This is a genomic window from Nocardia sp. NPDC002869 (assembly GCF_046764065.1).
GTDB classification, from domain to species: domain Bacteria; phylum Actinomycetota; class Actinomycetes; order Mycobacteriales; family Mycobacteriaceae; genus Nocardia; species Nocardia rhamnosiphila.
In genome coordinates this window covers 1-23250 of sequence record NZ_JBKOOL010000002.1, presented here as the reverse complement: position 1 = coordinate 23250, position 23250 = coordinate 1, and the positions used below count along the sequence as shown (strand labels likewise).

Below are 23250 nucleotides of genomic sequence, written 5' to 3'. Positions count from 1 at the left end.
CTGTAATCCGGATCACCCCGCTATGCTTATCATCAGGGGACTAGTTGCTGTTCAATTCGGGACAATGGAGTATCTGGTGAGACCACTCGCCCGCTACGCGGCAATACACGGATTCGTGGAACTCGGCCGCTCGCTGGGGCTGGACCCGGTCGCTCTGATTCGCGCGAGCGGGCTGGATCCCGCCGGTCTGAGCGTGCAGGACCGCTGGGTTCCCGCCGCCGCTATCGCGGATCTACTCGAACGCTGCGCGATCAGCTCCGGCCGCGATGACATCGGCCTACGCCTGGCAGAACGTCGCCGCCTGGCCAATCTCGGCCCGCTCAGCATGGTCATCCGCGAGGAACCCGACGTCCGCAGCGCACTACGGACGATGTCCCGCTACGAGCACATGTACAACGAAGCGCTGCACACCCGACTCACCGAACACAACGCCATCGCCACCATCCGCCTGAGCATCGACCTCGGCGGACCAGGACAAACGCGGCAGGCCATCGAACTGGCAGTCGGCATCCTGCACGGACTCATGCGCGGGTTCCTCGGAACCACCTGGCAACCGCTGGAAGTCCGATTCGCCCACCCGGCGCCCCGAGACCTCTCAACCCATCAGCGCATCCTCGGGACCCACGTCAGGTTCGACCAGGACTTCAATGGCTTCCTCACCTACACCACCGACCTCGACGCACCCAACGCCATGTCGGACCCCCAGCTGCGCGCCTACGCGCAGCAGATCTTCAACGCGCCACGAGCAACCTCGACCGCGACGACCGTGGACCGCGTCCGGGAACTGATCGAACTGCTCCTGCCGACCGGACGATGCTCGGCCGACCAGATCGCGCAAAGCCTCGGCGTCGACCGCCGCACCATCCACCGCCGCCTCGCCGCCGAGGGCGAAACCTATACCTCTCTGGTCGATTCCACCCGAGCCGAACTCGCCCAGCACATGGTCGCCAGCCGCCGCCACAGCCTGACCGAGATCTCCGAACTGCTCGCCTTCTCCTCGCCTGGCAACTTCTCCCGATGGTTCCGCACCCGCTTCGGCCACAGCCCAAGTCACTGGCGCGCCGCCCGACCCGCAGCCCCGGCCCAGCCTTTCCCGAAAACATAACTATCGACGGATCCGCTCGGTCGTCAAGGAGCTGGTCGTCGAAATAGTCGCGCCGACAGCGCAACGCGGCCTTGGTGGACACGAGGGCCGGGTTCGGCCCGGATTCGGTAGGGGGCCGGGGAACATCGGTCAAGGTAGATACCCGAAACCCGAACGGTGGCCTGGTCGGACGCCGATTGATCGGCGGCGAGCCGGAACCGGTCGGTGACCGCAGTCTGCTGGGACCGACGCGTCCACCACCGCCGGCGGGACATGCCTGCGAGATAGCCCCTGTCATACGAAATGATGATCTCCACAACTTCTTTCGGCCGATGGACTGCACCCGAGGTGGCGATAGGCTCGCAGCATGCAGATACGACTTGCGGTCGGCGTCGGGTTGTTGCTCGTCGTCACTGGGGCAGCATTATGGCTCTTCGCGAGTGACACCGAATTCTTCTGGTTCCGGGGTGGGCCACTCGGCGCCGTCCTCGTAGTGATAGGGACGATCGATATCGTAAGCGCGTTCAGGACCGGCCGGCGGAAGCTTTGACGTGAAAGCGTTCCTCTCGATCACGACTGCAGTAGTAATGGCGCGGGCGAAACTGCAATGGTGTCGGAATTCGCGACCAGGATGTAACCAGGATCCGCGTTCAAGTCAGGTCGAAACCCCACTGCAGTACTAATCGCTGGGGGCGGCACGCCGTGGGGCTGGACCTGTAGTCCCTCGCACCTCGAGACGGACGGGGAACACTCGCGGACCGGGTTGTTGGGTCGCGTTGTCGTCCAATCGCGCGAGTAGCAGACGGACTGCTTCGGCAGCCATATCTTCGATCGGCTGGTGGACGGTGGTGAGGTTGATCATCGACCATCCTCCCTGAGGGGAATCATCGAAGCCGACGACAGACTCTAGAAGAGGAAGGCTCCGAAATCGGCGCACGCAGGCCATCCCACGGTGTCGGCTCTCGCGCAGCGCAGCACAGAATCTACGGCGCAGGAATGCCGAAGCGGCAGAGAGGCTGTGCCGAGAGGCCCGGCAACGCGGGCCCGGTGCGCCGGACGGGACCGTCGGCTCGACCGGCCGAGCCGACGGCGGCTACGCCGGCCTCAGTGCGGTATGTCGCCCTCATAGTCCATCTCCGCGGCCTGTCCCTCGGTCGTGGTCGGGTTCGGCTGCTCCGAATCGGGGAGTCGGTCCACGTCCTCGTCGGTCGTGGTGTCGTCGTCGGTCCGGCCGGTGTCGCGTGGTGAGGTCATGGTCACTGGGTAGACCATGTGGCCGTCATGAAACAACCCGCGCTCGGAGCGCCTGCCCCGCCCGTAGGGTGGGGACCGGTTCGGGACCAGGGCGGCCCTCGCCGGTCGGCCACCATGACCAGGTCGACGTTGTCGGCGTGACTGCCCGCGACGATCGTGGCTGCGACGTCCGTGGCGGGCAGCATGTCGGCGTGGTCGCGGCAGATCATGATGAGGTCGGCCTCCTTGCCCGTAGGCAGGCTGCCGGTGCGGTCGTCGATCCCGCGATCCCTTCGGTGATCGAGCGGGGTGAGGGCGGAGCGATCGTACTCACCAGCTCTACCGGTCGACGCCGGCCAGCTGAACAAACGATAGCCCCGCAGGGTCCTCGTCATGAATACTTCGAGGAGTCCCAGGGGATCGCGGGTGGGATCGAGGCAGGATTGGATGCGCAGGCCGTCGAGCTACGACGAGGACATGGTGGGCGCGGCCGAGGCGGGGCGGTTCAGGTCGCCGAACTCGCCGTTGACGCTGCGCACCCGGAGCCCGGACGCGGTCACTCTCCTGGCAGTCGCTGGAGGGCTCGATCCGGATGTCGAACATGTGGGCCGGGCTGGACAAAGCAGTCGGCAATATGGACCTCGGGCGGCACAGTGCCCTCGTCGAGGCCATCGAGACCGGCAACGCCGACGCGGCCGCGGTGCGGCACCATATGATCGGCGCCGCGGAAAGTCTCGTCTCCTGACGGGCCGACGCGCCCCTGTGGACGAGTGGGTGGAGGCGCTCGCCGGCTGTCCCCGGGGCAACGACGGTCCTGTCTTCACAGGAAGGCAGGACCGGGAGCGCCGAAACGAGAGAAGTAGCTGCGTCGGCGAAGTCTCCGGCCTGGGCAACCGTGGTGAGCAATGCGGGGCGGTCGAGTAACGGGTCGAGATCGTCGCGGCGTTGCTGGGCCACCGATAGCCCGGCTCCGGCGCTCAGGGCCCTATTCTGGGCGTGTGACAGGGGAACCGGAACCCTCGGCGCGATCATTCCGGCGGCGGATCCCGCTGCCGGCCGTCGGTGCTGTGCTGGCGGCGGGTGGGGCCGCCACCCGACCGTTCGGTTGGCCGGCGACCCTGCTGGTGGTGGTGCCGGTGATCGTGGCGTCGGTGCTGGCGTTGCGCGCGAGGCCTGAGCAGATGCCGTGCACCGCCCGGCTGCGGCGCGGCGTGGCAGTCTGGTCGACGCTGCTGGTCACTGCATCGGTGTGGGAAGTGTATGCCTTCGCGCGACAACCTGATCGGACGCGGCCGAGCGACATACACCCGACATTGTCGACGCTGTTGGATCCGGTACTCGAGCAGGGGCCGCTGCGGTTCGTCGGATGGCTGGTGTGGCTGGGTGTCGGCTGGTGGCTGGTGTCGAGATGAGCGATCGGGTGATCGTCATCGTCGGGTTCGTGCTGGTACTCGTGGTCACGCTCGGCATGGTCGCGGTCACGTATGTGCGCCGGGATCTGGTCGCGCCGCTGGGTGAAACAATCGCGTACCTCACGCGCACTCGGGTTGCGAGGATTGCCGGTGTGCTCGTGTGGGCATGGGTCGGCTGGCACTTTCTCGCGCGGTAGTGCCGCAAGGGGATCGGACGCCGCGAGCCGGACTGCCGCTGCCAGCCGGCCCGGGGACCGGGCCCGTCCACGGCCGGCCGGGTGAGCAGCACTCCGGGCTGCGGGTAGACCGTTCATCTGGATCGACGACCGGTCTCGCGGATGGCGGTCGTCTCGTCACGAACCCAGGCGTCGGACTGGGTGAGCCAGAAAAGGTAGGCGAGTGCGGGGAGTACTGTCACCGCCGCGATGGCGACGACCGCGAGTAGAGCCAGGAGCGTGGAGCGCGCGCCTGCGGCGTCGGCGATCAGCATTTCGTCGACCAGCATCCACGGAGTCTGGGCCACGGCCCAGCCGATGACGATCGCCGCTACGGCGACCAGCGCGGAGACTCTTGCCCACCCGAACCTGCGGCGGAACACCAGGACCAGGGTGAGCACACCGGCCGTCGCGGATAGTGCGATCAGGGGCAGCGCTCGCCCGAGCAGTTCGCCACCGAGGGTCGGTGCGTCGTGCCGGATCGGTGCGATCGCGGCGACCGCGATCGCGCCGGTCACCGCCCCTACCACCAGGGTGCGGGGCCGCAGATACTCCGCGAGCCGGCGGTCGCCGGACCGTGCGGCATCGGCGGTGAGAAATACTCCCGCCAGAAATGCCGAGGTGCCCACCGCCAGGGTGCCGCCGAGCAGTGAGGTCGGGTTCACCCAGGAGCTCACCCGGTCGCCGTATCCCTGCGCCGGAACGCGGCCCGAGGCGATCGCGCCGACGACGGTGCCGAAGAAGAACGGGGTGATCAGGGACGCCCCGGCGAACAACGCGCCGAACAGGCGCGCCTGGGTCATCGTCGCGGAGTACTTACGGAACGCGAAGTTCGCCCCGCGCAGCACGATTCCCAGTAGGGCGAGGCTCATCGGGATGAACAGAGTCGTCATGATGGCGGCGAAGGCCGTGGGATAGGCGGTCCACAGGAAGACCAGTATGTAGATCAGCCATACATGGTTGGCTTCCCAGACCGGCCCGATGCTGTGGTCGATCAGCACCCGCAGGCGTCCGCCGCGGCGCGGCCCGCCCGCGGTCAGGTCCCAGAACCCGGACCCGAAGTCCGCGCCGGCGAAAAGCGCGTACAACACCACCCCGGTGAACATCGCGGTCGCGACCACATCCGACAGGTCCACCGGTCACCGCTCTCCGACGGAGAGAGTCCGTTGTGCCTGGTCGGCGGGTGAGGCTCCGGGACCGTAGGGAGCCGCGATCGTCTCGGTACCGGCGCGCCAGCGCCGGGCCATGGAACGCAACACGACCACTGCGCCCGCCGTCATACCGAGGTAGACGGTCAGCACGCCGGTGTAGCTCCACCACAGTCCGGTGCTCGTGCTGGCGGCGTCGCCGGTGCGCAGAATCTGCCACACGGTCCACGGTTGCCGGCCCACTTCGGTGGCGATCCACCCGCATTCGAGCGCCAGTACCGCCAGTGGTGCCGTGACGACGGCCGCCCGCAGGACCCACCGGTTGTCCAGCGGGTCGCGCCGCCGCCACCGCATCAGCCAGAACACGATCACTCCGAGCGCCAACACGGTGCCGACGCCGACCATGGTCTGGAACGCCAGGTGGGTGATGTTGACCGGCGGCCGGTCTCCCATGGGGACCGAGTCCATACCGGGGACGGGCGCGGTCAACGAATTGCGGGCAATGATCGAACCCAAGCGTGGGATATCGAGCGCCCAGCGGACCTCGCCGTCCACCAGCAGTCCGCCCAACCGCAGCGGCGCCGGGCCCTCGGTGGTGGTCGCCAGTTCGAACGCGGCCAACTTCGCCGGCTGCGTATCGTGCACGCGCATCCCGAGAATGTGCCCGACGACGGGCTGCAGCAGCGCGGCGACGGTCGCGAAGACGAAGGGCACCGTGAAGCCCAGCCGATGGTGGGTATCGTGGCGGCCGCGCAGCAGGCCGGCGGCGTAAACACCCGACACCACGAACCCGACCACCATGAACGCCCCCACCCACATGTGAGCGAATTGCAGAAAAGCCCCGCCGTTGAACATCGCGCGCCACGGGTCGACGTCGGTGACCTCGCCGTCGACGATCCGGAAGCCGGTCGGGTTGTTCATCCACGCGTTGACGCTGACGACACAGAATGTGCCCACCACGCCCGCCACCCCCATCGGGACGAGCATCGCGAGATGGCGCCGGGGCGGCATACGTCCCCAGCCGTACAGGTAGATCCCCAGGAATATGGCCTCGATGAAGAACGAGAGTCCTTCGAAGGCGAACGGGAGGCCCAGCACGTCGCCGTAGCGCCCCATCAGTCCGGGCCACAACAGCCCCATTTCGAAGCTGAGCACCGTCCCGGAGACAGCGCCGATGGCGAACAGAATCGCCGAAACCGTCGCCCATCGCTTGGCCAGCCCCAGCGCAACGGGATCCTCGCGGGTCAGGCCTCGCCGATGGACGACATAGATCATGGCGGGGAAGGCGACACCGAAGCAGGCCAGCACGATATGCCAGCCCAGCGAGAACGCCATCTGCTGACGAGCGGGCAACAGACCGGGCGGGCTGTCCGCGCTCGCCCCGAGGAGCGCGACCACTGTGCTCGACACCATCACAACCCCTTCCGCCACCGGTGAACAGACCGGTCGATCCGCTCGGCCCCTGCCCGGTCGACCCTCGCGCGCAACGCTAACCGTTTCGCGCGTCGCGGTGTCCCCACCGCGCCGATACCCGCCCGGCGAGCCGAGCTCCGGACCCGGCCATGGCGGAGTTCAACAATGTCGCGGTGGCTGCATGGAAGAGTCGGCTCACCCCGTACTGGTCCGAAGCGATCACCGCGGGATAGCTCCCCGATACCGACCTCGGGATCGGCGTGGAGTCACTGATGACGATGATGATCGGACCCAGGCGACGGCCGTCCTCGCCACGGCCGCGTCGACCCGCCGGGCCCGGCTCGCAATGGTGGACTCGCTGCTCGGCGTGACACCCGTATAAACCGGCGGGCGGACCGGCCCGGAAAATACGCCGGACCGCCCCGAAGATATCGGCGGCGGTCCGGCGGATGAGTCCGGTGGCCGGTTCAGGGCACCGGGTCGATCGCGGAGGGGTGGGTGGTGAGCGGCAGAACGTCGATCGTCATGTATGGGAAAAGGGGCAGGTTCCACAGGATTTCGTGGAGTTCGGCGGGGGAGTCGACGGCGAAGACGCTGATGTTGCTGTACTGGCCGACGATGCGCCAGATATGGATCCACTTCCCGGCCCGCTGGAGTTCCTGGGAGTACTTCTTCTCGCGAGCGACGATATCGGCGCGGACGGCGTCGTCGAGATCGCGGGGGATGGCGACGTCCATCCGGACGTGGTAGAGGTGCATGGGTCTCGTTCCTAGTTCCGGGTCCACCGTTTGACGGCGTCCATGTTCAGTTCCACGCCGAGCCCGGGGCCGGTCGGCAGGTGTACCTGTCCGTCGCTGTAGTGCAGCGGTTCCTGCAGTAGTTCCTCGTTGAACAGCAGGGGGCCGAAGAGTTCGGTGCCGAAATCGATTCCGGGTTCGGCGCAGGCGAAGTGGATCGAGGCGGCGGTGCCGATGGGGCCCTCGATCGAGGTGGCGCCGTGGCAGGCCAGCCCCGCGGCGCGGGCGACGGCGACGACTTCGCGGCTGCGGCGCAGGCCGCCGCATTTGGTGGTTTTTACCGCGATGACGTCGGCGGCGCCGCGGCGGGCGACTTCCAATGCGTCGTGCGGGGTGTGCACGCTCTCATCGGCCATCACCGGGATCGGTAGCAGGGCGTTCAGTTCCGCGAGGACTTCCAGTTGCTCACCCGGGGTGGGCTGTTCGATCAGCTGGACGCCGCCGTCGGCCAGCCAGGGCAGATGGCGCAGGGCGGTGAGCCGGTCCCAGCGGGCGTTGATATCGACCCGGACGCCGGCTTGCCCGGCGAGGGCTTCGGTCACCCGCAGGACGCGCTCGGTATCGACGGCCGGGTCGAGTGCGCCCATTTTGAGTTTGAAGCTGAAGTGTTCGCGATTCTCGATCTTTTCCCGGGCCTCGGCGATGATCTCCTCGACCGGCGCCGATCCCAGCGCCCAGGTGACATCCACACTGGAGCGGAATGCACCGCCCAGCAGCGTGTGGACCGGGACGTCCAGGCAGCGGGCCCAGGCATCGTGCAGGGCGACGTCTACGGCGGCCTTGGCGAAGCGGGCAGCGGCCACCACCCGCTCGATATCGGCCATGATCGCGGTGATCTCGTCGACCCGGCGCCCGAGCAGCACCGGGACCAGGTACCGCTCGACGACGGCCTGCATCGTCTCGACCGATTCACCGCCCCACCACGGGCCGCCGGGTACCACGCCCTCGCCGTAACCGGTGACGCCGCCGCCGGTGGTGATCCCGACCAGCAGTACAGGCTGGGCGTCCATCGAGGTGGTGGCGAATTTGTGCGGCCGCACCAGTGGTACGTCCAGGATGGTGGTCTCGACCGAGACGATCGACAGGTCCGGCATCGGAACTCTTTCTCGCGGCGGTGCGGTTCAGGCGGGGTCGAGCGCGAAGTTGTAGGTGACGCGGTTGACGCCGTCGGCGCCGGTGACCGGGTCGAGGATCAGGTCGGGTTTGGTGGCCGAGGCGACATCACTGTCCAGCCACTCGCCGCCCCGGAAATAGAGCTGGGTGGTGACCGATTCCCGGCCCGGGGCCGACACGATGAGGTGCAGATGCGCCGGCCGCCACGGGTGACCCTGCTGCGCGGTGATGAATGCGCCGGTCGGGCCGTCGGTCGGGATCCGGTACGGCGCCGGCTGGATGGTGCGGATCGAGTACCGGCCCGCGCTGTCGGCGATGATGGTCCCGCGCAGGTTCCATTCCGGCAGGTGCGGGGCGAACTGCGAGTAGTAGCCGTCGGCGTCGGCGTGCCACAGTTCGACTTTCGCGCCGCCGAGTCCGTTGCCGTCGAGATCGGTGATCTGCCCGGAGAAGATCAACGGTGTCTGCTCGCGGTCCTGCGCTCGCATCGGCAGCTCGCATTCGGCCGGTAGTTCGGGCGCGTCCGGGACGTAGTAGGGGCCTTCGATACTGCCCTTGGTGCCCTTGCGGCTGCGCGCCAGCACCTCCTCGACCGCGTGTTCGATGAAGACATCGAGGAACAGCGGCCACTCGCCGCCTTCGCCCACGTCGATCAGCCACTGCTTGAACACGCGGTACTCGGGATAGGTGACGCCGTGGTCGAGGATCACCTTGTGCAGGGCCCCCAGGGCGTCGCGGGCGATGGCCGCCAGGCGTTCCGGGGAAGTGTCGGCGGTGACCCGCTCGCCCTTGAATTTGTCGGTGGCGGCGGTGCCCGAGCCGAGCGCGGTGGGCGAGACGGATTCGGTGGTGGTCATGTCGTGCTCCTCGGAGAGAACCGGGGGAATGGGAGAAATGAGTACGCTATGCGTACTATCCTGACGCTGTGCGTACCGATTACTGTGCGCGTGGTCACTTGGTTTGTCAAGAAGGGAACGGATCGGGCCGTATGAGCGAGAACGAGCGCGACTACATCCAGAGCATCGAACGGGGTTTCGCCGTGCTCACCGCGTTCGACAGCGACCGGCCGAATCCCACGCTGGCCGAGCTGGCGCACGCCACCGGGCTGGCCAAGCCGGTGGTCCGCCGCATCCTGCTGACCTTGCAGCGGCTCGGCTACGTGGCCGGTTCCGGTCCGCGCTGGATGCTCACCCCCCGCGTCCTGAGCATCGGGCAGCACTACTCCGCCACCCATACGCTGCTCGAACAGGCCATGCCGCATCTGCTCGCGGTCGCCGACGAGCTGCACGAGTCCGCATCACTCGGCGTCCTCGACGGTGCCGAGGTGGTGTACGCCGCGCGGGTTCCGGTACGCCGGATCATGAGCATCAATGTCTCGGTCGGCACCCGCGTGCCGGCCTATGCGACCTCCATGGGCCGCGCGCTGCTGGCGTGGGCGCCGCGCGCGACGCTCGACGAGGTGATCGCCCGCACCGAATTCCGCCCACTGACCGCCACGACGATCACCGATGCCGGACAGTTCGAGCGCGAGCTCGCCGTGGTCCGGGAAAAAGGCTATGCACTCACCTCCGAAGAACTGGAGAAAGGACTGATCTCGATCGCCGTTCCGGTGCGGGACCAGTCCGGCGCGGTCGTCGCGGTCATCGCCTGCTCGACATCCACCGGCCGGACGACGGCCGAGGAGTTCGAGCGCACCGCGAGCGCCTGTGTGTCGGCGGCCGCCGCCGAACTCGGCCGCGGCCTCGGTTGGACGCCCTGATCCGGGTCAGACCGTGACCCGGTAGGCGAGGATGTCGCGGACCAGTGTGCCTAGGCTCTCGGCGCCGGTCTTCGCCTTGATCCGGGCCCGATGCACGTCGACTGTTTTCACGCTGGTTCCCAGCCGGCTCGCGATCTGCTGGCTGGACCTGCCCTCGATGACCAGGTGCAGCACTTCGCGTTCGCGGGGTGTCAGATCGGCCAGCCGGCGCTCGACGCGCAGGCGTTCGGCGCGCTCGGCGAAAGCCCGGCCCGCGGCCAGCAGTTGCTCCTGCACCACCTCGAGCATGCGCTGCGGCTCGTAGGGTTTCTCCAGGAAATCCACCGCGCCCGCGCGCAGGGCGCGCACCGACATGGGGATGTCGCCGTGTGCGGAGCAGAAGATGACCGGCGCGGGGTAGTCGCGCCGGTTGAGTTCCTCCTGTAACTGGAAACCGCTCAGTCCGGGCATCCGGACATCGACGATGAGCACACCGGCCTCGTCCAGGTCGGCCTCCTCCAGGAAGGAGGCCGCCGTGGCGTAGGTCAGCGCGTCGATCCCGACGCTCTGCAGCAGGAAGGCCAGGGATTGGCGCAGGTCCTCGTCATCGTCGACGATATGGACGACGGGGGAGAGCGCACCGCCGGTGGGCTGTTCCCGGGGCATGGACGGGGGCCCTGTGCGGTGACGCTTCGCTCCCGCGTCCGGGCCCGACCCGTTCATGCCGATCGATTCTACGGAACCGCAGCTCGGCGGGCGGCTCGTGTGATCGCTGGGCGAATACCTCGTGACAGCCTCCATCACGGCCTCATCACTACCGAACCGGCCGGGAAACTGTCCGCGAAGGCGTGCGGCAGTGGGGCGACGAAGACATTCTCGGTCCGGGTGCGCGTGATCTTCCACGATCCGTCCACCCGGCGGAAGGCATTGTTGAGCCGGCTCGACCGCAGGAGTCCGGTGCCGTCGGAATACAGCCACGGTTGCATGTGGATCCACTGCCCGGTGGCCGAATCGCCGTCCACCCGGATCTGTTCGGCGGTGAGGTAGTGCGCGTTGAGCACCAGGGCGGGATCGCGATCCGGATCCCAGAACCGCTCGAAATGGGCGCGGATGGCGGCACGCCCGGCGAGCCGGCCGAACTGGTCGTCGTAGTACTCGCCGACACCCTCCCAGACCGCGTCCTCCGCGTAGAGCTCCATGATCAGGTCGATCCGGTGCGCGTCGTCGGTGACTCCGAACTCGGGGCAGGGGGTATCGCACAGGAACATATAGCGCGCCTGCAGCCGGCGTATCTCGGCCTCACCCTCCAGCGCCGCGATCCGGCGGGTCAACCGCTCGATGGTGTCGATTTCGGTCATGACGGCCCTCCGGTGATCACACCGCTCGCGGCCGCGATCTCCGCCAGTTCTTCGCCGGTGGACGGGTCGACCGGGGTGAAGGTGCCCGCGCCACCACGGGTCCACGACCCCGCGAGACAGAGATCGGTGGTGAGTTCGGGAAGTGCGGTCATAGGGGTCTCCTGGTGCCGGAATACTCCGCGGGCGGGGCAGCGCCCGCGCCGATGGTTCGGTGCGGTGGCCACGTCATCGCGTGCGGACCGGCCTGGTGCGGTCCTGGATCCACGCGGCCGTCCGCAGCAACGCGGCCTCCGACCGTGGGGGCCCGATGACCTGGACGCCGAGCGGCAGTCCCTGCGGCGTGCGCAGGCCGGGAACGGTGACCACGGGTAACCCGAATGCCTGCCAGGCGCGGCTGAGCACCGGGTCGCCGGTGGCGGCCAGGCCGGCCGGAGCGGGACCCGGGGCGGCGGGGCCGACGACGGCGTCGTAGCCGGTGAACAGGTCCAGCACCGTGCGCCGGGTCCGGCCGACGATCCCGCGCGCCTGCTCGTAGTCGTGCGGATCGGTGGCGGCGCCGGTCCGCAGCAGTTCGGCCAGCGGAGCGCTCAACGCGTCGGCGCGCGCGAGCTCGGTGGCCCGGGTGCGTGCGGCCTCGTAGGCCATGACCACCCGGTGCGCGGCGGTCGTATCGGCGACGGCCTGCTCCGCGGCGAAATCGGTGACCGTGGCACCCTCCGCGCGCAACCGCTCCCGTAGCGTCCCGATCGCGTCGGCCATGACCGGCTGCACAGCGTCCAGGGGTGCCGCGGTCCAGAAGGCCACCCGCGGCGGCCGGCCGGATCCGGCCGCCGGGTCCGGCGCCCCGCGCAAGGCCGCCCACGCGCAGGCCAGATCGCGGACCTCCGCGGCGTAGTAGCCGTGGCTGTCCAGGCTGTGCGCGAGTCCGGTGACACCGGTGGTGGGCAGCAGGCCCCGGGTCAGGACCAGGGCCGCGACACCGCAGTAGGCGGCGGGCCGGGTCACCGAGGCCGCGGTCTGCGAACCGAGCGCCAACGGCACCTGACCGGCGGCGACCGCGGCGGCCGACCCGCTCGACGAACCACCGGGCGTATGGTCCGGCGCCGCCGGGTTACGCGTGGGGCCCGGGGCGAAGTAGGCGAATTCGGTGGTGACGGTCTTGCCGGCGGGAAGTGCCCCCGCGGCTCGCCACAGCCGGACGATCTCCGCGTCCTGATCCACCGGTCCGCTGTCCGCGCGCAGACCCGAGCCGCATCGGGTGGGATATCCGGCGACGTCGATGATGTCCTTCACCCCGATCGGGACGCCGCCCAGCGGTCCACTCTCCGTCGGGATTTCGGGCTGAGGGCCACGGGCCACCCAGGCCGCGAGAGTGCGCTCGGTGGCGGCGATCCGGGCGGCGGAACGCTCCCACGCCGCCGCGGCGTCGGTGCGCCCGGCGGCGATATCGTCGACCAGGTCCTGTAACGACCACGGGGCGTACAAGGGTTCGGCGGAGGTCATGATTCCACCCACATCGCATCGGCCGACCAGTAATCCATACCCGCGGCGCTCACCCCGTGCCGCCATTCGGAGGTGCGGCGCAGGCCGGGTTCGGCGACCGCGGTGATCCGGTCGGCGGCGTCCGGGCCGTCCTCGGTGACCTGCCAGTGCACCCAGTTGAGTTCGCGACCGTCCGCGTCGTGCAGGAACAGGTCGACGTGGCGCCAGCCGTAACCGTGGGTGTCGTTGTAGCACATCAGCGTCATGCGGTGGTCCGCGTCGTCCATCCGGTGTTCTCCTGCTCGGGGTGCGATCGATGGTCGTTACCGATGCGGTGGAAGCGCCGCTGGAAATAGACCAGCGCGCCGGTGTTCTCCTGGACATCGACGCGCTGCACACTCACCAGGAAGATCGAATGCGAACCCTGGGTGTGGTCGCTGATGATCCGGCCCACCACCCGCGCCGCCGCGGTGCGCAGCATCGGGATGTCCTCGGTGTCGTGGTCCCAGATCGGCCACTCGAACCGTTCGGCCATGGGTATACCGGTGACACCGGCGAAGTGCCCGGCCAGCTCCTCGTCGCACGGACTCAGGATGTTCACGCAGACCCGCTGATTGCGCTGGAAGATCGCGTGGGCGTAGCTGGACTGATTGACGCACACGATCATCGTGGGCGGTGCGTCGGTCACCGAGCACACAGCGCTGACCGTAATACCTGCGCGACCACGCGGTCCGTTGGTGGTGACGACGTTGACTGCGGCCGAAAGATTCGACATCGCAGCCCGGAAGTCACGCTGCTCGGCGGTCAATTGCTTGGTCATGGCATCGACGCTACGAGTGATCTACGCCTCGAGGTATCGAGATTTCCTCCGAGTGTGCTGAAGGTTTTACTTATCCGGCCCGGGCGCCGGCAGCGCGAAACCGAATACCGATCCACCGCCGTCCGCGGGCCGGCACCAGATGCTTCCGTGCTGCCGGGTGATGATCCGGTAGCTCAAGGCCAGCCCGATCCCGCTGCCGTGTGATTTCGAGGTGAACGAATCCGAGAACGGGTCCCGGGGCACCCCGCGGCCGTGATCGCGGACGGTGAAGCATCCGCTTCCGTCGCGCAATGCGGTGGTGAGCACGATGCGCCGGGACTCGGGCGGGCACTGCCCCATCTCGTCGATGGCGTTGAAGCACAGATTGACGATGACCTGCCCGGTGAGCACCCGCTCACAGCGGACCGCGACCGGATCGCCGGACAGCTCCAGTTCGACCCGGACCCCGGTCTCCTGTGCCCGTAACCGGACGAAATACAGGCATTCGGTGACGATGTCGTTCAGATCGGCCACCTGCTCGACCTGCTCCAGATGACCGACGAACGCGCGCAGCGTGGCGACGATGGTCGCGGCCCGGTCGATCTGTTTGCGGGCCGCGTCCAGACCGAAGGTGACTCGGTCGTCGAGGATTTCACCGGGCGGCAGATGCGAGCGGATCCCCGCCACATAGTTACCGGCGGCGGCCAGCGGCTGGCCCAGTTCGTGGGCGATGGCCATCGCCATATCGCCCATCGCGTTGTAGCGGGCCAGATAGTTCTCCCGCTGCAGTTCCAGTCCGCGTTTCTCCTCGTCGCGGATCCGGTCGGATACGTCGTGCACCAGCATCAGGTACGCGGGCACACCGGCTTCGTCCAGCCGTTCCAGGCTGCCGTCGAGCCAGGAGGTGGCCCCGTCCGGGCGGCCGATCTCGAGCCGCACCGAGGTGACCGGGTCGGCCTCCCCGGCCACCACCTCCCAGTCGGTGCGCCGGTTGTCGCGGTGCAGGTGGGCGTAGTGGGTGAGCCGCGGCCCGGCCGGTAACTCGACGGCCGGGTCGAGACCCAGGCGGGTGAGCGCGGTATCGGTCGCGAAACGGATCTCGCCGGCTTCGTCGAGCACGAACGCCATGGTGGAGGTGTGCCGGGCCAGGGCATCCACATAGGTGGTGGTCAGCCGCAGCGCGCGCTCGGTGCGCTGCTCGCGTTCGATATCGCGGAACTGCACTATCACCGCGGGGCCCTGCGCGAGCTCGACCCGGGTGGCCACCGCGTCGGTCGGGATGACCCGCCCCGATTTGGACCGGTAGTGCCATTCGACCCGGCTGGTGCCGTGCTCGACGGCGTCCTGGAGCCAGGCGCGCCCGATCACCCGGTCGTACTGCTGGGCCGAACTGCTCATATCGTGGGCCTTCAACGGCCGGATCTCGGTGAGGTCGAAACCGAGCATCGCGCAGGCCGCCGGGTTCGCCCAGAGAATGTTCTTGGTGGCGGCGTCGTGCACCAGGACGCACACCTCGGTGGCGTTCATCATCGTGACGAAATCCGAGACGACCAGTTCAGGGGCTCGCGGATCGACGGACATCGCGCCAGCGTAGCTTTTCCGAACCGTGGATCCGCGATCGTCCGGGGGCAGCTGAAGGTTTTCCCTACAGAGGTGGTGGTTGACACCCGTCCGGGCGCGGGCATTACCGATGTTCGTGTGACCGCGATCTCCCTACCGTCGAAGAACAGCCCATCGACGACAGGAGCAGGTGATCGTGACCACCTCGCAAGCCACGGTCCGGTCCGCCACCGGCGCGGCGGATCTCGACGACGTCCTCGCCGAGCTCGCCGTGCGGCGGCAGGAGTTCGGCGAGCAGAAGTACGTGCCGCGGGATTTCGTCGCACGGCTCAAGGACACGGGCGTCTATCGCGCCGCGACGCCGCGCCGCTTCGGCGGCGAGCCCTTGCCGCCCGCCGAGTTCCTGCGCATCGTCGAACGCATCTCCGTGGTGGACGGCTCCACCGGCTGGGTGGCCAGCTTCGGTTCGGCGCTGGTGTATCTCGCGGCCCTGCCGCTGGACACCCAGGCCGCCCTGTACGCCGACGGTCCCGATGTGGTGTTCGCCGGTGGATTGTTCCCGATCCAACCGGCCCCCGAGGTCGAGGGTGGTTTCCGGATCGACGGACGGTGGAAGTTCGCCAGCGGATGTATGGGCGCGGACGTGCTCGGCGTCGGTATCCCCGGTGACGCGAGCACCGAGGGCAAACCCCGCACTGCCGTGCTGCGGCCCGAGCAGGTGGAGATCGTCCAGGACTGGGACGTGATCGGTATGCGCGGCACCGGCTCGTTCGATCTGGTGGTGCGCGAGGTGGTGGTACCGCGGGAGTGGACCTTCATCCGCGGCGGCGAACCGACCGTTGACGAGCCGCTGTACCGGTATCCGGCCATCGCCTACGCCGCCCAGGTGCTCGCGGTGGTCGGTGCCGGGGTGGCCCGGGCCGCCCTCGACCATGCCGTCGAGACCGGGGCGGGCCGGTCGGGTATCACCGGTGCGCCCAAGCTCGCCGACCGCCCGTACTACCGGACTGCGGTCGCCCGGGCCGAAGCCGACCTGCGCTCCGCCCGCGCCTACTTCTACGAGGTCACCGAGGAGGTGTGGGAGACGGTGTTGCGCGGTGATCCCGTCACCGCCGAGCAGAACGCCCATCTGCGGCTCGCGGCGTCCCATATCGCCGCCACCTCCGCCTCGGTGGTGAACCGGCTGGTGGAGATCTCCGGTACCGCCGCCATCTTCCACGGCCACCCACTACAGCAGTGGGCCGGCGACGCGCTGGTACCGCAGCAGCACGCCTTCCTGGGACCGGGCCTGGTCGACGCCGCCGGCGCCGTCCTGATGGGACAGCCCCCGACTGTGCCCGGGTTCCGCTGACCAACAGCTCATTTCGACGACAGGACCTTCCGTGACCGACAGCCCGTTGCGCGTTCTCTTCTGTATCGGCATCAACCAGAACTTCTTCGACCTTCCGGAGGGCGGTGTCACCACCGGCGACGTGTGGACCGCCTTCGTGGGCCTGATGGACGGCATCAAAGCCCTCGACGGTATCGACTTCATCGGCGATATCGACGACGACTCCACCATGGTCGGGCCATCCGACAGCTGGCCGTGGACCTGCTATCTCCTCGCCGACGCCGACAGCCACGACACCGTGAAGGCGGCCTGCAACCTGGTGCGCACCCTCCCGGTCGGCACCAGCGACTGGAAGCTCTGGAAATTCCTGAAAATCGAGGCCCGCATCGGCCGCGCGCTCACCCCGCGCCAGTACTGACCAACCCGCCAGGAGGCATCATGACCGCGCACAGCGCAGCGCTCCCGCACCGGCCACCCGCCGATCTGGTCCGCGAGGACCGGGTCGCGGCCCGGATGTACACCGACCCGGAGGTCTTCGAGCAGGAGATGACCCGGATCTTCGAAAGCACCTGGATCTGGGTCGCTCACGAATCCGAACTCCCCAGGCCCGGCAGCTTCAAATCCACCCATGTGGGCCGGCAGCCGGTGATCGTGACCCGCAACCGCAAGGGGCAGATCAACACTCTGCTCAACCGCTGCCGGCATCGCGGCGCGAGCATCTGCGAGCAGAAGACCGGGGTGGCCAACGGCTTCACCTGCCCCTACCACGCCTGGTCCTACAGCCTGGACGGACAACTGCGTGGCATCCCGTACCCCGACGGTTACGAGGGTGTGGTCGAGAAGGGCGACCTGTCGCTGCGGACACTGCGCACGGAATCGTACGGCGGCATGGTGTTCGCCACGTTCGCCGCCGATATCGAACCGCTCGCGGACTTCCTGGGCGACGCGAAGCTCTGGATCGACCGCTTCATGAAACAGGGCGGCGGCTACCCGATCAAGGTGCTGGGCACCCACCGGTTCACGTTCCACGGGAACTGGAAGATCCAGCTGGAGAACACCACCGACGGCTACCACTTCCCGATCGTGCACCGTTCCTGGATGGCCTCGGTCGATGCCGAGACCGCCGACATGATGTCGTTCATGACCGACCCGGCAGCGGTCACCCACGACCTCGGCAACGGTCACAGCGTCATGCAGATGGTGCCCGAACACTCCGATCTCGACGCCGACGACGGCAGCGAACCGCTGCAGGCCCGGTTCGACGATCTGGTCGCCGAACTGAAGACCACCGGCCTCGACGACGCCGCCATCCGCAAACTGGTACGCGCCATGCACGGCACCGGGTTCAATCTCAACCTGTTCCCGAACGTCTCCATGTCCGCGGCCTTCTTCCGGGTGCTGCGCCCGATCTCGGTCGACGAGACCACGATCGAACACCTGGCCATCGGCCCCGACGGGCCCGCCGAGATCGTGAACCCGGTCAACCGGGCCCGGCTGCGCGTGCACGAGCACTTCCAGGGCCCCTTCGGTTTCGGCACCCCCGACGACGCCGAAGGCTGGGACCGCGTCCAGCGCGGTGCGCAGGCCGACCCCGATATGCCGATCCTGGTCAACCGCGGGCTCGCCCGCGAGAAACCGAGTCCGGAGGGCTGGCCCACCTCCCATGTCACCGACGAGACCGGCATGCGCGCCGCGTATCAGCAGTGGAAGCAGATGATGAGCGATGACTGACACCCGCACCGCGACGGCGGTGTTCACCGACAGCCGGGTCGCGCGGGCCATCGAGCTGATCTGGCACGAAGCCGACCTGCTCGATCGTAAGGACTATCACGTCTGGCAGGCGCTCTACACCGACGACGCCCACTATGTGGTGCCGATCGATCGGGGCACCGACGATTTCGACAACACGCTGAACATGATCTACGACGATGCCCGTATGCGCGGAATGCGCGTCGTCCGCATGACCGAGGGTTACGCCCTCGCCGCCGTCGATGCCGCGGTCACCACCCGGACCGTCTCCCGCTTCGTCCCCGAGCACGTCACCGACGACGAGGTACAGCTGCGGGCCGCCCAGATCCTCGTCGCCTACAAACGCGGCCGCCACGATATCTGGGCCGGCGAGGTCGAGTACCGGATCCGGCTCGGTGCGTCCCCGTCCGACGACCGGATCGCGCGCAAGGTGATCCGGCTGGTCGACAGCGAGGATGCCGTGCCCGCCGCGGGGTTCCTGCTGTGACCGCGCCGGTTGCCGTCGTCACCGGCGCCGCGGGTGGCCTCGGCGCGCATATCGTCCGCCGGTTGCACGCCGGCGGGCATACCGTCGCCGTCGCCGACCTGGACGGCACCGCCGCCGCCGCGCTGGCCGCTGAACTCGACGGCCCGGTCGGGGCGCGGGGCTACGCGGTGGATGTCGCGGACAAGGGCTCGCTGGAGAAGCTGCTCGCCACCGTGGTCGCCGACTTCGGCGACGTGCAGGTGCTGGTGAACAATGCCGCGCGCACTCAGGCCCGGCCACTGTTCGAGATCGCCCCCGAGGAACTCGACGGTGTCATGGCCGTCGGGTTCCGCGGCACGTTCCTGGCCTGCCAGCTGTTCGGGGCGCATATGGCCGCCCGGGGTTACGGCCGGATCGTCAACATGGCCTCGCTCGCCGGGCAGAACGGTGGCACCGCCACCGGTGGGCACTATGCCTCCGCAAAAGGCGCGGTCATATCGCTGACCAAGGTGTTCGCCCGCGAGCTGGCCGCGTCCGGGGTCACCGTGAACGCCGTATCGCCCGGCCCACAGGATTCGCCGGTCGTGCACGACATCGTCGGTGCGGACAACCTCGAAAACTTCGCCCGATCCATTCCCGTCGGGCGTCTCGGCGATCCGGCGTTCATCGCCGAGATGGTCGCCCTGCTCGCGTCACCGGCCGCCGCGTCGGTCACCGGGGCCTGCTGGGACGCCAACGGCGGTCTCTACATGCGTTAGGAGTACGCCGTGACCGATATCAAAGTGGTGGTCGCCGAAATCGTGACGGAGACACCGAGCATCCGCTCGCTGCGCCTGGTACGGGAGGACGGCGCCCCCCTGGGGCCGTACCGGGCCGGTGCGCATATCGACGTCACTGGACCGACCGGCGTCCTCCGGCAGTACTCGCTGTGCGGACCACCCGCGGAGACCACCTCGCTGACCATCGCGGTGAAACGCGAACCGGAATCGCGCGGTGGCTCGGCGGCACTGCACGAGCTCCGCGAAGGCGATATCGTCGAGATCGGCGAGCCGCGCAATATCCTCACCGTCGTGCCGGACGCGGACCGGCACGTGCTGATCGCCGCCGGTATCGGTATCACCCCGTTACTGAGCATGGTCTACGAACTGCACTCCCTCGGTGCCGAGTTCACGCTGGTCTATTTCGGCCGCAGTCGCGCGGAGACCGCCTTCCTCGATCTCCTGGAGAACCGCGCCGAGTTCCGCGACCGGGTGCGCCTGCACATCGGGTGCACCCGCGCGGAACAGCGCACCGCGCTGACGGCCGTCGCCGCCGGCCTGACCCCTGACAGCGCGGTGTACACCTGCGGCCCGGCCGGATTCATGGAAACCGTCGCCGAGCTGATGATCCCGGTGGTCGGTATCGCCAACGTGCACATCGAACATTTCGAGGCGGCCGCGGCCGACACGTCCGGAGATACCGCTTTCACCGTCGAACTCGATACCGGGGAAAGCTTCGAAATCCCCGCCGACCGCTCGATCCTCTCGGTTCTCGAGGAAAACGGTATCGATGTCTTCAAATCGTGTGAGGAAGGAATCTGCGGTTCCTGTGTCTCGAATGTCCTCGAAGGGGAGCCGGATCATCGCGACAACTGTCTGTCCGCCGCGGACAAGGCCGGCGGCGAACAGATGGCGCTCTGTGTCTCCCGGTCGAGAACTCCGAAACTGGTCATCGAATTGATCTGACCCGCCGGGGCCGGATAAAGAAATTCCGTATTCGAACCGGGAATTCTTCCGATGTTCCACGTCACATCCCCGCCTTAGCGTGTAGTAAATCACACAGCCGAAAGACGATGTCTCATGGAACAAACTCATTCCGATCCCCCCGTACCCGGCGGGAATTCCGCTCTCGACGATCTCGCCCGGGAACGCGCCCGCCTGGTGTTCCGGCTCGGCGCGGTGGTCCTCGTCCTGTTCTTCCCCCTGCCTGTGCTGGGCGGTTTCACCCCCGTCCTGGACACGGTGGTGGCCGGCGGCGTGACGGTCGCCTGGCTCTACGCCTTCTTCCAGTTCGCCGTGGCCATTGTGGTGGCCCGCTACTACATGACCCGCGCCGCCGAGCTCGAGGCCCGCGTCGCACAGGAAGGCACCCGCGCATGAACGTCGTCTCCGCCTCGCTGTTCGCGGCCTTGGTCGTGGTGACCCTGGTGATCACCGCCTGGGCCGCGCGGCAGAACAAATCCGCCGCCGACCACTATGTCGCCGGTGGCGCGCTCACCGGCCGGCAGAACGGTGTCGCCATCGCCGGAGATTTCATTTCCGCCGCCTCGTTCCTCGGGGTCACCGGAGCCATCGCGCTCACCGGCTTCAACGGGTTCTATCTCGCGGTGTTCGTCCCGGTCGCATTCGTCCTGGCGCTGCTGCTCATCGCCGAACCGCTGCGCAATCTGGGCCGCTTCACGCTGGCCGATGTCCTGGCCACCCGGTTCCCGGGCAAGGACGTCCGGTCGCTGATGGCGGTCAGTACCGTGGTGATCAGCGTGGTCTACCTGGTCTCGCAGCTGGTGGGCGCGGCGCTGCTGGTATCGCTGCTGTTCGATCTGGACTACGCGGTCGCGGTGCTGATCATCGGCGCACTCACCACCGCCTACACCCTGGTCGGCGGCATGCTGGCCACCAGCTGGATCCAGATCATCAAAACGGGCCTGCTGCTCGTGTGCGCGGTGGTGCTGTTCGTCCTGGTGCTGGTGCGCTTCGATTTCAACCCGTTCGGGCCGTTCAGTACCGCGCTCGCCGAATTCGGGCAGCAGTTCGTCGCCCCGCGGCGCTCCGGTGACGCGGCGTCCTTCGACCAGTTGTCGCAGACGGTCGGGCTGGTGCTCGGTGTTCTCGGCCTCCCGCACGTGATGATCCGATTCCTCACGGTGCCGAACGCGCAGCAGGCCCGCACCTCGGCCTACACCTCCATCTGGATCTTCTTCGGGTTCTATCTGATGATCCCGGTGCTCGGGTACGGTGCCGCCGTGCTGGTCGGACCCGAGGCCGTCGCCGCGGAGAACAAGGGCGGTAACCTCGCGGTCGCGCAGCTCGCCGAAACCCTCGGCGGCGGCGTTCTGCTCGCGTTCGTCGCCGCGGTCGCGTTCGTGACCATCCTGGCCGCGCTGTCGGGGCTGGTCATCGCGACCTCCGGCGCCATCGCTCATGATCTGTACGGTCAGGTGCTACGCAACGGCGAAGTATCGCCCACCGCTCAGCACCGCGCGGCCCGGATCGCCACCGTCGCCACCTGCCTTGTCGGCGTCGCCATCGCCTTCGCCGCGCAACGCCAGAATGTGGCGTTCCTGGCCTCGCTCGGTATGTCGATCGCCGCCTGCGCCAACCTGCCGGCTCTGCTGCTCACCCTGTACTGGCGCCGGATGACCGCGCGGGCCGTGATCTCGGGCATCGTGACCGGCCTGGTTCTCTCCATTGCGGTGATCGTGCTCAGTCCCGCTGTGCAGGGCGCCGATTCGGTGCTGCCGTTCTCCAATCCGGCACTGGCGGTGGCGCCGATCTCCTTCCTCGTCTCCATCCTGGTGGCGCTCGTCACCGCGCCGAAGGCCGCGGAGGCCGCGGCCGCCGTCACCGAGTTCCGCGCGTTGCGCATCCGCGCACTGACCGGTCGTACGGCCGAACCGCCTGCGAGGGAAACCGTTTCGTCCTGACAACGGTTCGTCGATGCCGGCCACATCGTGATGAGGGGTGGCCGGCATCGACACGTCCGACTGGGTGTTCATCTACTCGACGGCCCCAGCGGAGTCGCATCGGCCGGGAATGCATCATGCATACATTGGGCGGCAGTTACCGGTTCGACCTTGTGCGCCTGGACGGTGCCCGGCGGATCCGGGGGCTGGTGACGACCGTGGCATGGGGGCGGCAACAGGCGTCGATCGCCGGCGTGACCCGAACTCGGTCGGCGCGATGGGTTCCTGAACCACGCGAAGGATGTGTGATCGGGTCGAACTCGTCGGCGGCGGGGTCGAACTCGTCGGAAACTCTTCGTGCCCGACGCCACGGCACCGGCGTCGGCGTGATGCTCGGCGGGTACCTGGACCAGTGTCGGGGGCCGCGGATTTCGCCCGCTTCACGCGGCGCGGCGGGGCCGGGGTGGGGGTGCACCGTCCATGACCTCGGTCCACCAGTGGTGTAGCGGGCTGGGATCGGGCCAGTGCACATCGGCTGCGGGGCCGTCGCCTGTGCCACTTGCGGCAGGGTTTGGAACGCGACACGGGGCGGGCGTGTGCAGCACCTGGGCGGCGGCGAACATGGCCAGATAGTCGGCACCGATCAAACCGAAAACCGGCGTCAGTGCGGCGACATTGGCCACGGCGTCGAT

General features: G+C 68.0%; 28 protein-coding genes and 1 pseudogene. 13 read left to right on the top strand and 16 right to left on the bottom strand.

Translation table 11 applies throughout. The annotated features are described in order from the left end of the window. The first annotated feature begins 76 nt into the window (after nucleotides 1-76). Nucleotides 77-1105 carry an AraC family transcriptional regulator gene (locus tag ACLML9_RS00300; RefSeq protein ID WP_411943544.1) on the top strand — a complete coding sequence of 343 codons (1029 nt, stop codon included), beginning with the start codon at nucleotides 77-79 and terminating at the stop codon, nucleotides 1103-1105. Nucleotides 1106-1763: 658 nt separating this feature from the next. Here the strand turns inward: ACLML9_RS00300 and ACLML9_RS00295 are convergent. The 3 genes from ACLML9_RS00295 to ACLML9_RS00285 form a co-directional block, all read right to left on the bottom strand. Then, nucleotides 1764-2030 (bottom strand): substrate-binding domain-containing protein, encoded by a 267-nt coding sequence (locus ACLML9_RS00295; RefSeq protein WP_411943543.1) that lies wholly within the window; start codon nucleotides 2028-2030, stop codon nucleotides 1764-1766. A 158-nt stretch (nucleotides 2031-2188) separates the two neighbouring features. Further along, nucleotides 2189-2338 (bottom strand): hypothetical protein, encoded by a 150-nt coding sequence (locus tag ACLML9_RS00290; RefSeq protein WP_411943542.1) that lies wholly within the window; start codon nucleotides 2336-2338, stop codon nucleotides 2189-2191. A gap of 2 nt (nucleotides 2339-2340) precedes the next feature. Then, complete coding sequence (locus ACLML9_RS00285; RefSeq protein ID WP_411943541.1) at nucleotides 2341-2712, bottom strand: hypothetical protein; 372 nt, start codon at nucleotides 2710-2712, stop codon at nucleotides 2341-2343. A gap of 197 nt (nucleotides 2713-2909) precedes the next feature. Here ACLML9_RS00285 and ACLML9_RS00280 point away from each other — a divergent pair, with 197 nt between their 5' ends. The 3 genes from ACLML9_RS00280 (at nucleotide 2910) to ACLML9_RS00270 (ending at nucleotide 3926) form a co-directional block, all read left to right on the top strand. Beyond that, on the top strand, nucleotides 2910-3062 hold the full coding sequence (locus ACLML9_RS00280) for a hypothetical protein (RefSeq protein ID WP_411943540.1): 153 nt from the start codon (nucleotides 2910-2912) through the stop codon (nucleotides 3060-3062). 253 nt (nucleotides 3063-3315) lie between these two features. Further along, complete coding sequence (locus tag ACLML9_RS00275; RefSeq protein ID WP_411943539.1) at nucleotides 3316-3729, top strand: hypothetical protein; 414 nt, start codon at nucleotides 3316-3318, stop codon at nucleotides 3727-3729. Beyond that, nucleotides 3726-3926, top strand: a complete 201-nt coding sequence (locus tag ACLML9_RS00270; RefSeq protein WP_265807529.1) for a DUF6186 family protein — start codon at nucleotides 3726-3728, stop codon at nucleotides 3924-3926. Before ACLML9_RS00275 ends, ACLML9_RS00270 begins: the two co-directional genes overlap by 4 nt. Nucleotides 3927-4039: 113 nt before the next feature. Here ACLML9_RS00270 and ACLML9_RS00265 read toward each other — a convergent pair whose 3' ends face one another. The 5 genes from ACLML9_RS00265 to catA all read right to left on the bottom strand — a co-directional run bounded on the left by ACLML9_RS00265 (nucleotide 4040) and on the right by catA (nucleotide 9272). Continuing rightward, nucleotides 4040-5080, bottom strand: a complete 1041-nt coding sequence (locus ACLML9_RS00265) for a cytochrome d ubiquinol oxidase subunit II (protein ID WP_411943538.1) — start codon at nucleotides 5078-5080, stop codon at nucleotides 4040-4042. 3 nt (nucleotides 5081-5083) lie between these two features. Further along, a complete protein-coding gene (locus tag ACLML9_RS00260) occupies nucleotides 5084-6505 on the bottom strand; it encodes a cytochrome ubiquinol oxidase subunit I (protein ID WP_411943537.1) in 1422 nt (473 codons plus the stop codon). A gap of 467 nt (nucleotides 6506-6972) precedes the next feature. Beyond that, entirely contained in the window at nucleotides 6973-7263 is a 291-nt protein-coding gene (catC, locus tag ACLML9_RS00255; RefSeq protein ID WP_411943536.1) for a muconolactone Delta-isomerase, read from the bottom strand. 11 nt (nucleotides 7264-7274) lie between these two features. Then, entirely contained in the window at nucleotides 7275-8396 is a 1122-nt protein-coding gene (locus ACLML9_RS00250) for a muconate/chloromuconate family cycloisomerase (protein WP_411943535.1), read from the bottom strand. 27 nt (nucleotides 8397-8423) lie between these two features. Further along, nucleotides 8424-9272, bottom strand: a complete 849-nt coding sequence (gene catA, locus ACLML9_RS00245; RefSeq protein WP_411943534.1) for a catechol 1,2-dioxygenase — start codon at nucleotides 9270-9272, stop codon at nucleotides 8424-8426. 131 nt (nucleotides 9273-9403) lie between these two features. On the opposite strand from catA, the gene ACLML9_RS00240 reads away from it, so the two are divergent. Continuing rightward, complete coding sequence (locus ACLML9_RS00240) at nucleotides 9404-10174, top strand: IclR family transcriptional regulator C-terminal domain-containing protein (RefSeq protein WP_411943533.1); 771 nt, start codon at nucleotides 9404-9406, stop codon at nucleotides 10172-10174. Between the two features lie 6 nt (nucleotides 10175-10180). Here the strand turns inward: ACLML9_RS00240 and ACLML9_RS00235 are convergent, their stop codons facing one another. The 7 genes from ACLML9_RS00235 to ACLML9_RS00205 form a co-directional block, all read right to left on the bottom strand. Further along, nucleotides 10181-10819: a response regulator transcription factor gene (locus tag ACLML9_RS00235; protein ID WP_411943602.1), complete on the bottom strand. Its 639-nt coding sequence runs from the start codon at nucleotides 10817-10819 to the stop codon at nucleotides 10181-10183. A 134-nt stretch (nucleotides 10820-10953) separates the two neighbouring features. After that, the gene (locus tag ACLML9_RS00230; protein ID WP_411943532.1) at nucleotides 10954-11511 is read right to left on the bottom strand and encodes a nuclear transport factor 2 family protein; all 558 of its coding nucleotides are present in this window, start codon (nucleotides 11509-11511) and stop codon (nucleotides 10954-10956) included. Beyond that, nucleotides 11508-11663, bottom strand: coding sequence for a hypothetical protein (locus ACLML9_RS00225; RefSeq protein ID WP_411943531.1), 156 nt, complete (start codon nucleotides 11661-11663; stop codon nucleotides 11508-11510). Before ACLML9_RS00225 ends, ACLML9_RS00230 begins: the two co-directional genes overlap by 4 nt. A gap of 73 nt (nucleotides 11664-11736) precedes the next feature. Continuing rightward, the gene (locus ACLML9_RS00220; protein WP_411943530.1) at nucleotides 11737-13014 is read right to left on the bottom strand and encodes an amidase; all 1278 of its coding nucleotides are present in this window, start codon (nucleotides 13012-13014) and stop codon (nucleotides 11737-11739) included. Then, nucleotides 13011-13280: a hypothetical protein gene (locus ACLML9_RS00215; protein ID WP_411943529.1), complete on the bottom strand. Its 270-nt coding sequence runs from the start codon at nucleotides 13278-13280 to the stop codon at nucleotides 13011-13013. Before ACLML9_RS00215 ends, ACLML9_RS00220 begins: the two co-directional genes overlap by 4 nt. After that, nucleotides 13256-13813 carry a flavin reductase gene (locus ACLML9_RS00210; RefSeq protein ID WP_411943528.1) on the bottom strand — a complete coding sequence of 186 codons (558 nt, stop codon included), beginning with the start codon at nucleotides 13811-13813 and terminating at the stop codon, nucleotides 13256-13258. Before ACLML9_RS00210 ends, ACLML9_RS00215 begins: the two co-directional genes overlap by 25 nt. A gap of 66 nt (nucleotides 13814-13879) precedes the next feature. Beyond that, nucleotides 13880-15373 (bottom strand): ATP-binding protein, encoded by a 1494-nt coding sequence (locus tag ACLML9_RS00205; RefSeq protein ID WP_411943527.1) that lies wholly within the window; start codon nucleotides 15371-15373, stop codon nucleotides 13880-13882. A 169-nt stretch (nucleotides 15374-15542) separates the two neighbouring features. Between ACLML9_RS00205 and ACLML9_RS00200 the strand changes: the two genes are divergently transcribed. The 8 genes from ACLML9_RS00200 (at nucleotide 15543) to ACLML9_RS00165 (ending at nucleotide 22579) form a co-directional block, all read left to right on the top strand. Beyond that, nucleotides 15543-16703, top strand: a complete 1161-nt coding sequence (locus ACLML9_RS00200; protein WP_411943526.1) for an acyl-CoA dehydrogenase family protein — start codon at nucleotides 15543-15545, stop codon at nucleotides 16701-16703. Nucleotides 16704-16734: 31 nt separating this feature from the next. Beyond that, nucleotides 16735-17100: a hypothetical protein gene (locus ACLML9_RS00195; RefSeq protein WP_411943525.1), complete on the top strand. Its 366-nt coding sequence runs from the start codon at nucleotides 16735-16737 to the stop codon at nucleotides 17098-17100. Nucleotides 17101-17120: 20 nt separating this feature from the next. Beyond that, on the top strand, nucleotides 17121-18413 hold the full coding sequence (locus ACLML9_RS00190; RefSeq protein ID WP_411943524.1) for an aromatic ring-hydroxylating oxygenase subunit alpha: 1293 nt from the start codon (nucleotides 17121-17123) through the stop codon (nucleotides 18411-18413). Beyond that, nucleotides 18406-18918 (top strand): aromatic-ring-hydroxylating dioxygenase subunit beta, encoded by a 513-nt coding sequence (locus ACLML9_RS00185; RefSeq protein ID WP_411943523.1) that lies wholly within the window; start codon nucleotides 18406-18408, stop codon nucleotides 18916-18918. The genes ACLML9_RS00190 and ACLML9_RS00185 overlap by 8 nt, the downstream gene beginning before the upstream one ends. Next, nucleotides 18915-19655 carry an SDR family NAD(P)-dependent oxidoreductase gene (locus tag ACLML9_RS00180; RefSeq protein WP_411943522.1) on the top strand — a complete coding sequence of 247 codons (741 nt, stop codon included), beginning with the start codon at nucleotides 18915-18917 and terminating at the stop codon, nucleotides 19653-19655. Before ACLML9_RS00185 ends, ACLML9_RS00180 begins: the two co-directional genes overlap by 4 nt. A 9-nt stretch (nucleotides 19656-19664) precedes the next feature. Next, nucleotides 19665-20621 carry a PDR/VanB family oxidoreductase gene (locus ACLML9_RS00175; RefSeq protein WP_411943521.1) on the top strand — a complete coding sequence of 319 codons (957 nt, stop codon included), beginning with the start codon at nucleotides 19665-19667 and terminating at the stop codon, nucleotides 20619-20621. Nucleotides 20622-20735: 114 nt separating this feature from the next. After that, nucleotides 20736-21035, top strand: coding sequence for a DUF485 domain-containing protein (locus tag ACLML9_RS00170; protein ID WP_411943520.1), 300 nt, complete (start codon nucleotides 20736-20738; stop codon nucleotides 21033-21035). Then, a complete protein-coding gene (locus tag ACLML9_RS00165; protein ID WP_411943519.1) occupies nucleotides 21032-22579 on the top strand; it encodes a cation acetate symporter in 1548 nt (515 codons plus the stop codon). The genes ACLML9_RS00170 and ACLML9_RS00165 overlap by 4 nt, the downstream gene beginning before the upstream one ends. A 419-nt stretch (nucleotides 22580-22998) precedes the next feature. Here ACLML9_RS00165 and ACLML9_RS00160 read toward each other — a convergent pair. After that, a pseudogene (locus ACLML9_RS00160) lies at nucleotides 22999-23250 on the bottom strand (hypothetical protein); the annotation flags it as partial.